Raw genomic sequence first — 16,288 nt, 5'->3', positions numbered from 1 at the left:
CTCACCACTCGTGGCCGAGCGCGGCGGCCAGCGTGTTCACCAGGTCGTGCGCGGCGTCCGGGATGACCGTGCCGGGCGGGAAGACCGCGGCGGCGCCCATTTCCCGCAGCGCGTCCACGTCCTGCGGCGGGATCACCCCGCCGACGACGATCATGATGTCCTCCCGCCCGGCCTCGGCCAGTTGCTCCCGCAGCGCGGGCACGAGCGTGAGGTGCCCGGCGGCGAGCGAGGAGACGCCCACGATGTGCACGTCCGCCTCCACGGCCTGCCGCGCCACCTCGGCCGGGGTCTGGAACAGCGGGCCGACGTCCACGTCGAAGCCGAGGTCGGCGAACGCCGTGGCGATCACCTTCTGGCCCCGGTCGTGGCCGTCCTGGCCCATCTTCGCCACCAGCAGCCGGGGACGCCGTCCCTCCGCCTCCTCGAACGCCTCCACCAGCGCGCGGGTGCGCTCCACTCCGGGCGACGTCCCGGCCTCGTTCCTGTACACACCGGAGATGGTACGGATCTGGCCCGCGTGCCTTCCGTACACCTTCTCCAGCGCGTCGGAGATCTCGCCGACCGTGGCCTTCGCACGGGCCGCGACCACGGCCAGCTCCAGGAGGTTGCCGGTGCCTTCGGCGGCGCGGGTCAGGGCGTTCAGCGCCGCCCGGCACGCGTCCTCGTCCCGCTCCTCGCGCAGCCGCCGCAGCTTCTCGATCTGCTGGGCGCGCACCGAGGAGTTGTCGACCTTGAGTACCTCGATCTCATCGTCGCTCTCGGCCCGGTACTTGTTGACGCCGATGACCGGCTGCCGCCCCGAGTCGATCCGCGCCTGCGTACGCGCCGCCGCCTCCTCGACGCGCAGTTTCGGAATGCCCGCGTCGATGGCCTTCGCCATGCCCCCGGCCGCCTCGACCTCCTCGATGTGCTGCCAGGCACGCCGCGCGAGATCGTGGGTCAGCCGCTCGACGTACGCGCTGCCGCCCCACGGGTCGATGACGCGGCACGTGCCGGACTCCTGCTGGAGCAGCAACTGCGTGTTGCGCGCGATACGGGCCGAGAAGTCGGTGGGCAGCGCCAGCGCCTCGTCCAGCGCGTTGGTGTGCAGCGACTGGGTGTGGCCCTGCGTGGCGGCCATGGCCTCCACGCAGGTGCGGGTCACGTTGTTGAACACGTCCTGCGCGGTCAGCGACCAGCCCGAGGTCTGCGAATGGGTGCGCAGCGACAGCGACTTGGGGTTCTCCGGGCCGAACCGCCGCACGAGCCTGGCCCACAGCAGCCGCGCCGCCCGAAGCTTGGCGATCTCCATGAAGAAGTTCATGCCGATCGCCCAGAAGAACGAGAGCCGGGGCGCGAACGAGTCCACGTCCATCCCCGCGTCCAGCCCGGCACGCAGATACTCGACCCCGTCGGCCAGCGTGTACGCCAGCTCCAGATCGGCCGTGGCCCCGGCCTCCTGGATGTGGTAGCCGGAGATGGAGATGGAGTTGTAGCGCGGCATCTTCCGCGAGGTGTACGCGAAGATGTCCGAGATGATCCGCATCGAGGGCTGCGGCGGATAGATGTAGGTGTTGCGGACCATGAACTCCTTGAGGATGTCGTTCTGGATGGTCCCCGTCAGCTTCTCGGGCGGCACCCCCTGCTCCTCGGCCGCGACGATGTAGAGGGCGAGCACCGGCAGCACGGCGCCGTTCATCGTCATCGACACGCTCATCCGGTCCAGCGGGATGCCGTCGAAGAGCTGCCGCATGTCGTAGATGGAGTCGATGGCCACGCCCGCCATGCCGACGTCGCCCGTGACGCGCGGGTGGTCGCTGTCGTAGCCGCGGTGCGTGGGCAGGTCGAAGGCGACCGACAGGCCCTTCTGGCCCGCCGCCAGATTGCGCCGGTAGAAGGCGTTGGACTCCTCGGCCGTGGAGAAGCCCGCGTACTGGCGGATCGTCCACGGCTGGTTCACGTACATCGTCGGGTACGGGCCGCGCAGATACGGCGCGATCCCCGGATACGTCGACAGGAAGTCCAGGCCAGCCAGGTCCGCATGGGTGTAGAGGGGCTTGACGGTGATGCCCTCGGGCGTGTCCCACGACAGCTCCTCGGCGCTCTTCCCGGTGCGTTTCCGCACCGCCTCGCGCCACTGCTCCGCTGAACCCTCCGGCCGCGCATGGGGGCCGGGGCCGGGATCCAGCGCGATCGTGGAGAAGTCGGGGACGGTGGTGCCCGGCTGACGGGCCGCGCTGTCGGTCATGCCACTCCGATCCGGTCGAGAAGCGAGGAGAGGACGGCGACGGCGTCGCAGCCCGCCGCGACGAACTCGTCGACCCCCGCGCGCAGAAAGGCGTCCCGCCCCTCGCCCGGGCGGCCCGCCAGCAGCACGTGCGCCGCGCCCGCGGCCTTCAGCGCGGCGGCCACCTCGCCCGCCTCCCGCGCGTAGCGCTCGTCGCTGGAACACAAACACGCCACCGTGGCCCCGCTGCGGCCCAGCGCCGCACCGGCCGAGGCCCCGTCGACCGACACGGGGTCGTGCACCGGTGTGATGCCGCCCGCCTGGAGGAGGTTGGCGACGAAGGAGGCCCGCGCGGTGTGCTCGGCGGCCGGTCCGAGCGCGGCGAGGAAGAGCCTCGGCCGTGCGCCCGTCGCGGCCAAGTGCGCGTCGGAGCGTGCCCGCAGCGCCTCGAAGCCGTCATCGCGCCGCACGCGCGGCAGTCCGCCGCTCGCGGGCACGGGCGGCGCCTCGCGCCGCAGCGGTTGCTCCGCCAGGTTCGGGAACTCGCTCACCCCGGTCACCGGCTCCCGCCTGCGGGCCAGCTCGGCGGAGCGCCGCGCCCACTCGTCGGCCAGCCGCCCGGCGACGAGCCCTTCGCGCAGCGCCGCCGCCATGCCGCCCGCGCGCTCGATCTCCTGGAACCAGGCCCAGGCGGCGCTGGCCAGCTCGTCGGTCAGCCGCTCCACGTACCAGGAGCCGCCGGCCGGGTCGATCACCCCGGCCAGCCGGGACTCCTCCACGAGGATGCTGGAGGTGTTGCGGGCGATGCGGCGCGCGAAGCCGTCGGGGACGCCCAGCGCGTGGTCGAAGGGGAGCACGGTCACCGCGTCGGCGCCCGCGACCCCGGCGCTCAGCGCGGCGACGGTCGTGCGCAGCATGTTCACCCACGGGTCGCGCCGGGACATCATCACCGGCGAGGTCACGGCGTGCTGGCGCTGCGCACCCGCCTCAGGATCCGCGCCGCACGCCTCCACGACCCGCGCCCACAGCCGCCTGGCGGCGCGGAAGGAGGCGATGGTGGTGAACTGGTCGGCGCTCGCCGCGTAGCGGAACTCCAGTTGCGCGCACGCCTCGGCCACCGGGAGCCCCGCGTCCGTCAGCAGCCGCAGATAGGCCACCCCGGTGGCCAGCGCGCACCCCAGCTCCTGCGCGGGGGAGGCGCCCGCCTCGTGGTAGGGCAGCGCGTCGACGGTGAGGGCCCGTACGCCGGGGTGGTCGCCCGCGCAGCGCACGGCCAGCCCGGCCGCGTCGGCGCCCAGGGCCCCGGCCTCCGTGTGCCGCCCCGTGCGGGCCGCGTGGCCCAGCGGGTCGGCGCCCAGGTTGGCCGGTGCGTCGGGGGAGGGGCCGCCGGAGGCCGCGTAGAGCCGCAGCAGCTCCCGGCCGGCGGCGCCCGCCTCGGCGCCCGCCTCGAGGACGACGGGAGCCAGGTCCAGATAGACGCCCTCCAGCGCGGTGGCCAGCCCGCTCACGGGAAACCCGCCCTGACCCACCGTCAGCCACACGGAGCTGACGCCGTTCTCCAGGTCCGCGAGTACCGCCTCGCGCACGGCGCGCGCGTCGCCCAGGGCGTGACGCTGCCGGATGTCCCAGCCGCCCGCGACGCTGCCCTCGGGCCTGGCGCCCCGGGTGTAGGGCGCGAAGCCGGGCAGGCCGGAGCCGGACCGGCCGTGGTCCGGCTCGGCGTCCTCGGCGTCCTCGGCGGTGTAGAGCGGGTTCACCCGGATGCCGTCGCGCAGCGCGGTGGCGAGAGCGGACTCGGGAACCTCTTCGTCTGCGGGCGTGACCCCTGTCTTGCGCAGCACCCCCGAGACGAGTCGCCGCCACTGCTCACGCGTGGCGTCGGGGAAGTCGGCGGCCAGGGAGAGCCCATCGTCAGGCGGGACCGTCATGACGGCAGGCTAGGTGAGGCCGGGTGGTCGCAGCAGACGGCAATGCTGTGATCTTGGACTCCCTCCGACCCGGGTTTCCGGCGTTTCCGCGCCCCTGTTTCCGGCTGTTCCCGGCGCGGAACGGCCTTTCGGGACGAGTTCCTCCGCGTACGGGAGGAGCCGTTTCCGGTGAAAGGGAGCGAGGCGTGCGCCGCGGGTGGCGGAGAGGCCGGTCGGCCTTTCGCAGTAGCTTTCCTCGCGGCACGGGACAGGGCGTTCCGGCTGTCCGGAAATCATCGGTGGCAGGTGGGGCGAAAAGCGGCACGGGTGAACGCGCGGGCGCACACGGAGCGGCAATTCACACAAAGGGCGGGGCGCGAGAGAAGGGCGGCAGGGGTGAGGCGGCACGGGGGGGCGCGAGAGAAGGGCGGCAGGGGTGAGGCGGCACGGGGGGGCGCGAGAGAAGGGCGGCCGGGCCCCTCCGGACCCGGCCGCCCCGCGCTCCCTCGGCTCAGCTCTCCTTGGTGGCCACGGCCCCCACGGTGATCAGTACCAGCACGATCCAGGCGAACCACAGCCAGCCACTGCCCCCCAGGGTCACCGTGTAGGCGGTCACGACGACAAGCGCGGCCACCGTGCACACCGTCAGCGCCTTCGCGGTACCAGGCATCTCAGCACCCTCCTCCCGACGGTCCGCGGCGCCACGGAGTGCCGCACGTACGGAACCGCCGCCAGGTCACCATGGTCGCCCGGCGGGGCCGCGCGCGCTACCGGCCCGCTCCGGACATCCCGGGCGCGGGCCGGCGGGCGCGGGCCGGTGGACGGGGGCGCGGGGCCCAGGTCAGCGGATGGTGGCGCCCGAGACCGTACGGGCGATCACCAGGCGCTGGATCTCGCTGGTGCCCTCGAAGATCGAATAGATCGCGGCGTCCCGGTGCATGCGCTCGACGGGGTACTCGCGGGTGTATCCGTTGCCGCCGAGGATCTGCATGGCCTGGGCGGTCACCGTCTTGGCGGTCTCCCCGGCGAAGAGCTTGGACATCGAGCCCTCGGCGGACTCGAAGCGCTTGCCCGCCGCGCCCATCCACGAGGCGCGCCACACCAGCAGCCGCGCCGCGTCGATACGGGTCCGCATGTCGGCGAGCTGGAAGGCGACGCCCTGGTTGTCGATGATGGGGCGGCCGAACTGGATGCGGGTCTTGGCGTACTCCAGCGCCACCTCGTACGCGGCCCGCGCGATGCCCACGGCCTGGGCGCCGACGGCCGGGCGCGACGCCTCGAACGTGGCCATCGCGGCGTTCTTGATGCGCTCGCCGCCCTTCTTGGCCCGCTCACGGGCGCGGGCGAGGCGCTCGTCCAGCTTGTCCTTGCCGCCCAGCAGGCAGTGCCCCGGGACGCGCACGTCCTCCAGCACGACCTCGGCGGTGTGCGAGGCGCGGATGCCGTGCTTCTTGAACTTCTGGCCCTGGGAGAGGCCCGGGGTGTTCGGCGGGACGATGAAGGAGGCGTGACCCTTGGAACCCAGCTCCGGGTCGACGACGGCCACGACGACGTGGACGTTCGCGATGCCGCCGTTGGTCGCCCAGGTCTTGGTGCCGTTGAGGACCCACTCGTCCTTGGCCTCGTCGTAGACGGCGCGGGTGCGCATGGCGGACACGTCCGAGCCCGCGTCCGGCTCGGAGGAGCAGAAGGCGGCGACCTTCACGTCGTCGGCGTCCCCGTACATCTGCGGGACCCAGGTGCCTATCTGCTCCTCGGTGCCGTTGGCGAGCACGCCGACGGCCGCCAGGCCCGTGCCCACGATGGACAGGCCGATGCCCGCGTCGCCCCAGAACAGCTCCTCCATGGTCATGGGGATGCCGAGACCTGTGGGGTCGAAGAACTGCTGGGCGTAGAAGTCAAGGGAATACAGGCCAATCTTGGCCGCCTCCTGGATGATGGGCCAGGGGGTCTCCTCGCGCTCGTCCCATTCCGCCGCGGCGGGACGGATGACATCCGCGGCGAATCCGTGGATCCACTCCCGGACCTCTTTCTGCTCGTCGTTGAGGTCGAGCGCGAATGCGGGGTCGGCCATGGCGGTTCCCTTCCAGACATCTGGTTACCTTCGGTAATTGAGAGTCTGTTACTCGCCAGTAAGAGATGTCAACTCCCCTCCTCCCCACTGCCGTGCCCGTTTCCTCCGTACCGCGGGTGTTACGTTGCGCGGGGGCAAAGAGAGCAAGAGGGGCGGGGAGGCACCTTCCATGGGGACGACCACACAACGCGACGATCAGCGCAGCGCCGCGGAACGGCGCCGCAGGGAGCTGCTGGAGGCGGCTGACCGGGTCGTTCTGCGGGACGGCCCCGGCGCCTCCATGAACGCCATCGCGGCGGAGGCGGGGATCACCAAGCCCATCCTGTACCGCCACTTCGGCGACAAGGGCGGCCTCTACCGCGCCCTCGCCGTGCGCCACACCGACGCCCTCCTCGACGCGCTGCGGGCCGCGCTCGACGCGCCCAGGGAGCGGCGCGAACGCGTCGAGGCCACGCTCGACACCTACCTCGCGGCGATCGAGGCCAGGCCGCAGGTCTACCGCTTCCTGATGCACCCGGCCGAGGACGGTGCCCCCGTGGAGCGCAGCTTCGACGTCGGGCAGCACTCCGCGCCCCTGCTGCGGCGGCTCGGCGAGGAGCTGGCCAAGGTGATCGCGGAGCGGGTCGATCTCGGCCCAGGCGGCGAGGAGCTGGCGCGGGTCTGGGGGCACGGCATCGTCGGCATGATGCACGCGGCGGGGGACTGGTGGCTGCGCGAGAGACCGTGCTCGCGCGCCCAACTGGTCCGTCACCTCGCCGACCTGCTGTGGGGACGCCTGGCGGCGGCGGGGGACAGGGTGGGAGGCCCGGGCTTCTGAGTCCGCTGACCCCGTCCGGCCCGTCCGGCGCCCCCGGCCCCGCGACGGCCCACCCGGCGCCGGATCCGGTACCAGTACCGGTACCGGTACCGCTCACCCGCCCCCGTACCAGCCCGCGCGCCGCACGGCCCGCAGCAGCCGACGTCGGCGCAGCCCTGTGAGGCGGTCCGCGTAGACCGTCCCCTCCAGGTGGTCGAACTCGTGCTGGAGGCAGCGCGCGAAGAACCCCGTGCCCTCGACCCGCACCGGCGCGCCGTCCACGTCCGTGCCCTCGATCACCGTGTGATCGTGACGTGGCGTGCCCGCCTCCAGACCCGGGAGTGACAGACAGCCCTCCGGACCGCGTACGGTGACACCGTCGGCCTCCACGAGGCGGGGGTTGACGACATGTCCTCGGTGACGGCGTTCCTCGTCGTCGGGGCAGTCGAAGACGAACAGCCTCAGCGGGACACCGATCTGCGGCGCCGCGAGACCGACGCCCTCGTGCGCGTACATCGTGGCCAACAGGTCCTCGACGAGCGGCGCGAGCGGCCCGTCGTCCCCGGTGACGTCGCGCGCCGCGGCGTGCAGCACCGCGTCCCCGTACCTCCGCAGGGGGCGTACGGAGCCGGAACTGCCGGGAATGGTGCCGCGTTGCATGGGGGCAAGGGTACGGGGCGGGGATTTTCGCAGGGTGGCGCGGTTCGGGGGCCGCGCGGTATCTCGGTAGGCTTCTCTCGACCGAGGGGCAAGGAGGATCAAGGACGATGGCAGGCAACACGGAGCCGCTGTCGCCGCGGGCGAGGCTGGCCGTCACGGCCGGCAGGGCCGCAGCGGCGGTGTCGCGAGCCGCGGGGCGCGGCAGCGGGTCGGTGATCGGCGGCAAGGTGGCGCTGAGACTCGACCCCGACCTGCTGGCACGCGTGGCACAGAACCTGGACGTGGTCCTGGTGTCGGCGACCAACGGCAAGACGACCACGACCCGCCTCATCGCGGAGGCACTCCGCGCCAACGGCATCGTCGTCTCGAACGCCCTGGGCGCCAACATGCCCGCGGGCATCACCTCCGCGCTCGCGGGCGGCTCGGACGCCCAGTTCGGCGTGATCGAGGTCGACGAGAAGTACCTGGCCAACGTCGCCAGGGACGTCACGCCCAAGGCCATCGCGCTGCTCAACCTCTCCAGGGACCAGCTCGACCGCGCCGCCGAGACCCGCATGCTCGCCGAGCACTGGCGCGAGGGCCTGTCGGGCCAGAAGGCGGTCATCATCGCCAACGCCGACGACCCGCTGGTGGTCTGGGCCGCCTCCTCCTCGCCGAACGTGGTCTGGGTGGCCGCGGGCCAGGAGTGGAAGGACGACGCCTGGTCCTGCCCCGCCTGCGGCGGCGTGATGCAGCGCCCCGGGGACGACTGGTTCTGCGCCGAGTGCGGCTTCCGCCGCCCCACCCCGAGCTGGGCGCTCTCCGGTGACCACGTGCTGGACCCGCACGGCTCCGCCTGGCCCATCGTGCTCCAGCTCCCCGGCCGCGCCAACAAGGCCAATGCCGCCACGTCGGCCGCCGTCGCCGCCGCCTTCGGGGTGCCCCCGCAGGTGGCGCTGGAGCGCATGCACGCCGTGACGGCGGTCGCCGGGCGCTATGACGTCGTCTCCTACCAGGGCCGTGACGTGCGGCTGCTGCTCGCCAAGAACCCGGCGGGCTGGCTGGAGACCTTCTCCCTCATCGACGCGCCCCCGGCCCCCGTGATCCTCTCCGTCAACGCGCGCGGCGCCGACGGCACCGACACCTCCTGGCTGTGGGACGTCGACTACTCGCGGCTGGCCGGGCACCCGATCTGCGTCATCGGCGACCGCAAGCTGGACCTCGCGGTGCGGCTGGAGGTCGCGGGCGTCGATTTCGAGGTGTGCTCCGACGTGGACGAGGCCGTCCGCATCCTGCCGCCCGGCCGTATCGAGGCCATCGCGAACTACACCGCGTTCCAGGACCTGCGCCGCATCGTCGGCAACTGACCCCTCGTTCCCCGAAGGAGATCGGCGAGCATGAGTAATACGGGCCTCCGGGTGGTGTGGGTCTACCCCGACCTGCTCAGCACCTACGGCGATCAGGGCAACGCGCTGGTCGTGGAGCGCCGCGCGCAGCAGCGCGGGCTCTTCGTGGAGCGCACGGACGTGCGCTCGGACCAGGCGATCCCCACCTCCGCCGACATCTATCTCATCGGCGGCGGCGAGGACAGGCCGCAGCGGCTCGCGGCGGAGCGGCTGCGCCGCGACGGCGGTCTGAACCGGGCCGTGGACAACGGCGCGATCGTCTTCTCCGTCTGCGCCGGATACCAGATCCTGGGCCATGAGTTCATCAACGACCTCGGCGCCCGTGAGCAGGGCCTCGGCCTGCTCGACGTGGTCAGCACCCGCGGCGAGGCCGAGCGCTGCGTCGGCGACGTGCTGGGCGACATCGACGACCGCCTCGGCCTGCCGCAGCTCACCGGCTTCGAGAACCACCAGGGCGTCACCCACCTCGGCCCCACGGCCCGCCCCCTCGCCCGGGTCCGCCTCGGCAAGGGCAACGGCACGGGCGACGGCACCGAGGGCGCCTGGAACGACACGGTCTTCGGCACGTACATGCACGGCCCCGTGCTGGCCCGCAACCCGCTGATCGCCGATCTGCTGATCAAGCTCGCGCTCGACGTGAACGCGCTGCCCCCGGCCGACGACCGCTGGTACGAGGCGCTGCGCCAGGAGCGCATCGCGGCGGCCACGCAGCCCGCCTGACGGCTGAGCGGCGGTTGCCCGGCGGCCGTCAGGCGACCGTCGGACGGCCGGCCGGCTGCCGCCTGACCGTCGCGGCGCATCAGGACCGCCCCCGCGTGCTCTGCGCGGCGGGGGCGGTTCTAGGCTGGTCCGGGCGGATCGGCGCGAACCGGGAGAGTACGGATGGATCACAGCGGACACGGCATGACGATGGACCTGCCGCCGTTCACGCTGGGACGGGGTCTGGAGTTCACGGGCGAGCCGTTCTTCCTGGTCGGCTGCCTGCTGGCGCTCGGCCTGTACGGCTGGGCCGTCATCCGGCTGCGCCGCCGCGGCGACGCCTGGCCGGTGAGCCGCACCATCGCCTGGACCGTGGGCGTGCTGACGGTGGCGCTGGTGATGTGCACGGCGCTGAACGAGTACGGCATGGTCCTGTTCAGCGTGCACATGGTGCAGCACATGGTGATCAGCATGCTGTCGCCGATCCTGCTTCTGCTGGGCGCCCCCGTGACGCTGACGCTGCGGGCGCTGCCCTCCGCGGGCCGGGGCAGGAAGGGGCCCCGCGAGCTGCTGGTGGCGCTGCTGCACAGCCGCTACGTCCGCATCATCAGCCACGCGGCCTTCACCATCCCCCTGTTCATCGCGAGCCTCTACGCGCTCTACTTCACCCCCCTCTTCGACTTCCTGATGGGCTCGAAGACGGGCCACATCGCGATGATGGTCCACTTCCTCGCCGTCGGCCTGATCTTCTTCTGGCCGATCATGGGCATCGATCCAGGGCCGAACCGGCCCGGCTACGTCATGCGGATGCTGGAGCTGTTCGCTGGCATGCCCTTCCACGCGTTCTTCGGCATCGCGCTGATGATGGCCACCCGCCCGATGGTCAGCACCTACGCCGACCCGCCCGCCTCACTCGGGGTCACCGCGCTCTCGGACCAGACGGCTGCCGGGGGCATCGCCTGGGCGTTCAGCGAGATCCCGTCGGTCATCGTCCTCGTGGCGCTCGTCTTCCAGTGGTACGTGACGGAGCAGCGCCAGGCCCGTCGCGACGACCGCAAGGCGGACCGTGACGGCGACAAGGAGCTGGCCGCCTACAACGCCTACCTCGCCTCGCTCCAGGCACGCGGCCAGTAAGGCCGTAGGCCCGCGAGCGCGCTACGGGCCATGCGGGTGATCAGTGGCCGTGGTGATGCCTTGCGCCGCCGCACCGGGGTACAGCCATCGCCATGGTACGTATGGGATACACGCTGATGGGCGAACAAGCAGGTCCGCGCCAGCTCGTCGAGGACGCGGTGGCGGCCGAGCGGGCGGGCTTCGACTTCGCCGTCGCCTCCGACCATCTCTTCCCCTGGCTTCCCGAACAGGGGCACTCGCCGTATGTGTGGACCGTGCTCGGGGCAGTGGCCCAGGTGACCGAGCGGCTGCCACTCGTCTCGTATGTGACGTGCCCGACCTTCCGCTACCACCCCGTCGTCGTCGCCCAGAAGGCCGCGACCGTGCAGTTGCTCTCCGAGGGCCGCTTCACTCTCGGGCTCGGCGCGGGCGAGAACCTGAACGAGCACATCGTGGGCCCCTGGCCCGCGGCCAACGTGCGGCACGAGAAGCTCGAAGAGGCCATCACCCTCATCCGCTCCCTCTTCGAGGGCGGCTACGTCAACCACGACGGCAAGCACTACCGCGTCGAGTCCGCGAAGCTGTGGGACGTCCCCGAGTCCGCGCCGCCCATCGGCGTCGCCGTCTCGGGACGCCAGTCCTGCGACCTCGCGGGGCGGCTGGGCGACGTGCTGATCGCGACGGAGCCCAAGCCCGAGCTGGGCCGGATGTTCGACGAGGCCGGGGGAGCGGGGAAGCCCAGGATCGGCCAGATCCCCGTCTCCTACGACCCGGACAGGGACACGGCCATGCGTCGTGCGCACGCCAATTTCCGCTGGTTCGCCGGTGGCTGGAAGGTCAACGCGGAACTGCCGGGGACCCAGGCGTTCACGGCCGCCTCGCAGTACGTGCGGCCCGAGGACGTGGCCGAGCAGATCCCCTGCGGCTCCGACGTGGGGGAGTTCGTCGAGAAGATCCGGCCCTTCGCCGACGCGGGGTTCGACCGGATCGCCCTGGTCCAGGCGGGCGGCGAGGCCCAGTCCGCGTTCACCGAATGGGCCTCGGCCAAGCTGCTGCCCGCGCTGCACGACGCGCTGGGCTGACGGGCTGGGCTGACGGGCGGGGGCGACGGGCCGGGTGCGCGGGCCCGGCCCGTACCCGTCGCGCGGCCGGGGCGGGCGCATCGTCCAGGGCGAAGTGCCGCCGCTTCACCGGGAGTTCACCGGAGTCATCTCCTCCGTGCCATACCTGTGGCGCGGCAACATCCGTAATCTGATGCCGTCCTGCCCCCCACTTCACAGCAGAGGCATTCACGGATGAACAGATCCCGGCTCGTCACCACCGCCGCGGCGACCGCGCTCGCCGCCACGGCCTGCGCCCTCACCGTCCCGCAGCTCGCCGGAGCGGCCCCGTCCGCACCGGCCCCCACGGCCAAGGTGTCCGACTCCACGGCCGTGGGCGTGCACAACGCGTACGAGAAGGACAAGTACGGCTACTTCGCCGACGCCCTCGACTCCGGTGCGTCCCTCCTCGAACTCGACGTCTGGACCAGCGTCTTCGGCTCGGGCTGGCGCGTCGCGCACAACAACCCCATCGGCAGCGACAACAACTGCGAGAACGCCTCCTCGCCGGACGAGCTGCGCACCAAGCCCCGCAACCAGAGCCTCGGCGGCTGCCTCGCGGACATGCGGGCCTGGCACGAAGCACACCCGGACCACGCGCCCGTCACCATCAAGGTGGAGATGAAGGACGGGTTCTACGGCAAGGCCGACCGCGGCCCGGCCCAGCTGGACGCCCTGCTGACGGAGAAGCTCGGCGACGCGCTCTACCGCCCCGCCGACCTCGCCGGAGACCACGCGAACCTGGACGAGGCGGTCCGCGCCGGGGCCTGGCCGGACAGGTCGGCGCTCGCGGGCAAGTTCGTCTTCGAGCTGATACCGGGCACAGTGGAGGAGGGCAACCCCGCCGACGACCTGTGGACCGACCGCGAGTACGCCACCCATCTGCGGGACCTGGCGGCGGCGGGACGTCTCGGCGAGGCCGGTGCCTTCCCCGCCGTACACGGCGCGGAGAAGGGCGACCCGCGCGAGAGCCGCTACGCGGAGGACCTGCGCGGCTGGTTCGTCTTCTTCGACGGCGACGCCTCCGCCTACGCGGCCGGGGACATCGACACCGGCTGGTACAGGGAGCGCGGCTATCTGGTCGTGATGACCGACGCGCACAAGGTGGCCCAGGAGATCGACGCCACCAACCCCACCGAGCAGCAGGCCCGCGACCGGGTCACACAGCTCGCGGGCGCGAACGCCAGTTATGTCACCTCCGACTGGTACCCGCTGCCGTCGGTGCTGTCCTTGGTCGTCCCGCGCGGCGAGGGCTGACCCGAAGGGGAGGGCCCGGGACCCCGGACATCACCGGGGTCCCGGGCCCTCCTCCGTGTCACGGGACGGCCGCCGGGCTCGGCGCGGGGGTGTGCCGGTCCGTGTGCCGCTCAGCGGTGGGCAGCGCCCGTACGTGCGGCACTCGCTTCCTCGGCGGCGCCGCTCCCGGCCCCGCCGCCCTGGGCGACGACCCCTCCCGTGCTCCGCTCGGGACGGGGGAGCGCGGTGGCGCGCGACCGCAGACCGCAGGCGATCAGCACCAGGCACGCCAGGGCGAGGACGGACAGCGCGCCGAGCATCACCGTGTAGGAGAGGACGGGGGCCAGGGCCGCCAGCACGGTCGGCGCGAGGAAGCCGCAGTAGGTCAGCGCGTAGTAGACGCCGGTGAGCCCGGCCAGGGCCTCGGGCGAGGCGATGCGCTGGATCTCCAGCAGCCCGGACACCACCGCGATGCCGTACGCCGCGCCCAGCAGCACCGCACCCCCGAGCCCGGCCCAGGGCGAGCGCAGCGAGGCGTTCGCGGCGCACACGCCCATGCCGACGGCCATCAGCGCCATCGCGGTCAGGATCGCCCGCGAGGTCGAGCGCGCCCCGAGCCGCTTGGCCAGCGGTTGCACCAGCGCGCCCGTGCCGAGCGTGAGCACCGTCAGCAGCGTCGCGTAGGCGAGCCCCCACTCGCCGACGCGGTCGGCGACGAGCTGCGGCATCACCGCGTACGCGACCCCCGCCGCGCCGAACACCCACGGCGCAAGCGGCACCACGACGCGCGTGAAGCGCGGGTGCCCGGCCTCCGGGACCCGCAGATCGGCCCACAGCGACGCCGTCGCGGCGACGCGCGCCCGCGTCTCGGGCACCTTCACGAGCCACCCGAGCGCGGGCAGGGTCACCAGCACGTGCACCACGTACGGCGTGACCATCGGCCACGGGCCCCACTGCGCCAGCGCACCGGCCACACCGGCGCCCGCGCCGAAGCCCACGGTCAGCGACAGGGAGGCGCGCCGCGCTGCGGCGCCGGGGTCGGACTCGGTCGAGTACGGGGCCTGCGACAGCTCCTTGACCCAGCTCGTGCCCACGGCCATCGCGATGCCGACGGCGATCCCCGTCAGCAGCCGCCCCGCGTAGAGGGGCACCTGGCCAGTGGCCCCGGCCGCCAGCACCGCGCTCGCCAGTACCGAGGCCACGGTTCCCGCGAGCATCAGCGGCTTGCGCCCGTAGCGGTCGGAGGCGGAGCCCGCCACCAGCAGCCCCGGCACCAGACCGACGACGTACGCCGCGAGGAAGGCGTCGACGGTCACCTCCGAGTAGCCGCCGAGCCGCCGGTACATCAGCAGCAGCGGGGTGAACTGGTTACCGCCCCACCCGCAGCAGAACATCGCCACCACCGCGGGCAGCCAGGGACGCTCCGACTCCGACGGGGCCAGCCTTCCGGCACTCATGCATTTCCTACCTGTACGCCTGTACGTGTTTCACTTTCGTGCGCGCACGCGCGTGTGTGCTCGCGGTGCGCATGGGGGTGCCGGGCGCGCCGGGTCCGTGGCTAGGCGGTGCCCAGCAGGGCCCGGTGCGTGGCGTCGAGGTGCGCGCGCAGGGCGGCGCGGAACCGCTCCGGATCGCGGTCGGCGACGGCGTCGGCCAGCGCGCCGTGCTCCCGCACCAGCACCGGCAGCCGCTCGGGACGCGGCCGCAGCGCCAGCGCCGCCATCCGACGCTGGCGGTCGCCGAGCGAGCGGTAGAAGCGGTCGGCGAGGGCGTTGCCCGAGGCCGTCACGAGCGAGCGGTGGAAGGTCTCGTCCGCCGCGACGAACGCCTTGAGGTCCATCTCCCGCGCGGGCGCGTCCTGCGCCCGTACCGCCGCGCGCAATCGCGCCACGAAGTCGTCCAGGGCCGCCGCTTCCCAGCGCACGATGCGTTCTACCGCCGTGCACTCCAGCACCTCGCGCAGCTCCAGCACGTCCTCTGCCTCACCGGGAGGCATGGGGGAGACCACGGCGCCCTTCTTGGGGAACAGCCGCAGCAGCTCCTCGCCCTCCAGCCGCAGGAACGCCTCCCGCACGGGGGTACGGCTCAGCCCCACCCGCTCGGCGATCTCGCCCTCGCTGATGAGGCTGCCGCCCGCCAGCTCTCCGCTGAGGATCAGCTCCTTGGCGTACCTGTAGGCACGCTCCGCCGCCGGTTCCCGCCCGCTCTGCGCTTCCGCCATGGTGAAACACCGTATCGGAGAGATGCAAGCATAGATACATGGCCCCCACATCTATGGCTGGAGAGGCGCAAGAGTGCGCCAGCTCAGCTCAGCTCAGCGCGTCCGCGACGGGGTGCGGCGGCCAGACCCCCGCCTCCAGCACGCCGAGGACGTACGCGCGGGCGACGAGCGCGGGCCTGTTGGGCACCTGCCAGCGCCTGGAGAGCCGGGAGAGGTGGTAGTTGACGCCGTCGACGGTCAGGCCGACGGACCCGGCGATCGACGCGGTCGTCGCCCCGGCCGCGGCATGCGCCAGGATGTCCGCCTCGATCGCGCTGACCCGCGCGAGCCCTTCGTCCGCGGGGGCGGCCGGGCCGGAGTCGGGTTCGCGCACCCGGAGCTGGAGCAGCAGCGCGGGCTCCTTCTGCGAGGTCTCGCTGACCGGGACGACGGTCACTTCGCCCGAGCGCGGGCAGCCGTCCGTGCTCCATCCGACCCCGACCGGATAGCGCGAGCGGTGTCCCAGGCGCAGCGCCTCCGCCAGCCGCCTCATCTGGTCGGGCTCGCGCGGCCTGAACAGCTCCAGGGCGTTGTGGCCGCACAGCTTGCTCGGCGGGGCGCCCCATTCGGCGGCCATCGCCGGGTTGGCGAGGAGGATCGTCCCGTCGGTGCGGCACACGGCGAGGGCGCTCTGTACGCGGTCGAAGAGCAGCAGAAACCTGTTCCGCCACATCACCGCCTCCCCGTCCCTGAAGGGGTGCGCGTGGAAGACGCTCACACTCACTGCCTCACTTGTCGCCTGTTGTCCGTCAGCCGTCAGCCGTCACCGGCCGCCCCCACGCCCACCCCACCGCCCCCTCGGCAAGGCCATGCGCAAGAGCGCCACACTGGATCGCCACTACACAATCATGT

The 16,288-nt window shown here is 72.6% G+C and carries 14 protein-coding genes; 6 read left to right on the top strand and 8 right to left on the bottom strand.

The genetic code is table 11. From position 1 onward, the window contains the following. Position 1: 1 nt before the first annotated feature. From scpA to ACYVOO_RS25220, 4 genes are all read right to left on the bottom strand, one after another. The gene (scpA, locus tag ACYVOO_RS25235; protein ID WP_461017971.1) at positions 2-2,227 is read right to left on the bottom strand and encodes a methylmalonyl-CoA mutase; all 2,226 of its coding nucleotides are present in this window, start codon (positions 2,225-2,227) and stop codon (positions 2-4) included. Then, on the bottom strand, positions 2,224-4,134 hold the full coding sequence (locus ACYVOO_RS25230; protein ID WP_461017970.1) for a methylmalonyl-CoA mutase family protein: 1,911 nt from the start codon (positions 4,132-4,134) through the stop codon (positions 2,224-2,226). The genes scpA and ACYVOO_RS25230 overlap by 4 nt, the downstream gene beginning before the upstream one ends. Positions 4,135-4,624: 490 nt before the next feature. Then, positions 4,625-4,783 (bottom strand): hypothetical protein, encoded by a 159-nt coding sequence (locus ACYVOO_RS25225; protein WP_461017969.1) that lies wholly within the window; start codon positions 4,781-4,783, stop codon positions 4,625-4,627. 171 nt (positions 4,784-4,954) lie between these two features. Continuing rightward, positions 4,955-6,187, bottom strand: coding sequence for an acyl-CoA dehydrogenase family protein (locus ACYVOO_RS25220; protein WP_461017968.1), 1,233 nt, complete (start codon positions 6,185-6,187; stop codon positions 4,955-4,957). Positions 6,188-6,356: 169 nt separating this feature from the next. Between ACYVOO_RS25220 and ACYVOO_RS25215 the strand changes: the two genes are divergently transcribed. Beyond that, the gene (locus ACYVOO_RS25215; protein ID WP_453345907.1) at positions 6,357-7,004 is read left to right on the top strand and encodes a TetR family transcriptional regulator; all 648 of its coding nucleotides are present in this window, start codon (positions 6,357-6,359) and stop codon (positions 7,002-7,004) included. A gap of 93 nt (positions 7,005-7,097) precedes the next feature. Here the strand turns inward: ACYVOO_RS25215 and def are convergent, their stop codons facing one another. Continuing rightward, positions 7,098-7,643, bottom strand: a complete 546-nt coding sequence (gene def / locus ACYVOO_RS25210; RefSeq protein ID WP_453345906.1) for a peptide deformylase — start codon at positions 7,641-7,643, stop codon at positions 7,098-7,100. A 107-nt stretch (positions 7,644-7,750) separates the two neighbouring features. On the opposite strand from def, the gene ACYVOO_RS25205 reads away from it, so the two are divergent. The 5 genes from ACYVOO_RS25205 to ACYVOO_RS25185 all read left to right on the top strand — a co-directional run bounded on the left by ACYVOO_RS25205 (position 7,751) and on the right by ACYVOO_RS25185 (position 13,197). Continuing rightward, entirely contained in the window at positions 7,751-8,989 is a 1,239-nt protein-coding gene (locus ACYVOO_RS25205; protein ID WP_461017967.1) for a DUF1727 domain-containing protein, read from the top strand. 30 nt (positions 8,990-9,019) lie between these two features. Next, positions 9,020-9,748 (top strand): type 1 glutamine amidotransferase, encoded by a 729-nt coding sequence (locus ACYVOO_RS25200; protein ID WP_461017966.1) that lies wholly within the window; start codon positions 9,020-9,022, stop codon positions 9,746-9,748. Between the two features lie 162 nt (positions 9,749-9,910). Then, on the top strand, positions 9,911-10,861 hold the full coding sequence (locus tag ACYVOO_RS25195; protein WP_461017965.1) for a cytochrome c oxidase assembly protein: 951 nt from the start codon (positions 9,911-9,913) through the stop codon (positions 10,859-10,861). Positions 10,862-10,953: 92 nt separating this feature from the next. Further along, the gene (locus ACYVOO_RS25190; protein WP_461017964.1) at positions 10,954-11,922 is read left to right on the top strand and encodes a TIGR03557 family F420-dependent LLM class oxidoreductase; all 969 of its coding nucleotides are present in this window, start codon (positions 10,954-10,956) and stop codon (positions 11,920-11,922) included. A 213-nt stretch (positions 11,923-12,135) separates the two neighbouring features. Then, on the top strand, positions 12,136-13,197 hold the full coding sequence (locus ACYVOO_RS25185; RefSeq protein ID WP_461017963.1) for a phosphatidylinositol-specific phospholipase C domain-containing protein: 1,062 nt from the start codon (positions 12,136-12,138) through the stop codon (positions 13,195-13,197). A 110-nt stretch (positions 13,198-13,307) separates the two neighbouring features. Here the strand turns inward: ACYVOO_RS25185 and ACYVOO_RS25180 are convergent, their stop codons facing one another. From ACYVOO_RS25180 to ACYVOO_RS25170, 3 genes are all read right to left on the bottom strand, one after another. Then, positions 13,308-14,633, bottom strand: coding sequence for an MFS transporter (locus tag ACYVOO_RS25180; RefSeq protein WP_461017962.1), 1,326 nt, complete (start codon positions 14,631-14,633; stop codon positions 13,308-13,310). A 101-nt stretch (positions 14,634-14,734) separates the two neighbouring features. Further along, positions 14,735-15,397 (bottom strand): GntR family transcriptional regulator, encoded by a 663-nt coding sequence (locus tag ACYVOO_RS25175; RefSeq protein WP_461017961.1) that lies wholly within the window; start codon positions 15,395-15,397, stop codon positions 14,735-14,737. An 88-nt stretch (positions 15,398-15,485) separates the two neighbouring features. Then, on the bottom strand, positions 15,486-16,154 hold the full coding sequence (locus tag ACYVOO_RS25170; RefSeq protein ID WP_461017960.1) for a PAS domain-containing protein: 669 nt from the start codon (positions 16,152-16,154) through the stop codon (positions 15,486-15,488). Between the last annotated feature and the right edge of the window lie 134 nt (positions 16,155-16,288).

It is taken from the genome of Streptomyces daliensis (assembly GCF_054782395.1).
The sequence above is the reverse complement of the archived record's forward strand: the minus strand, read 5'-3'. Positions and strand labels throughout refer to the sequence as shown.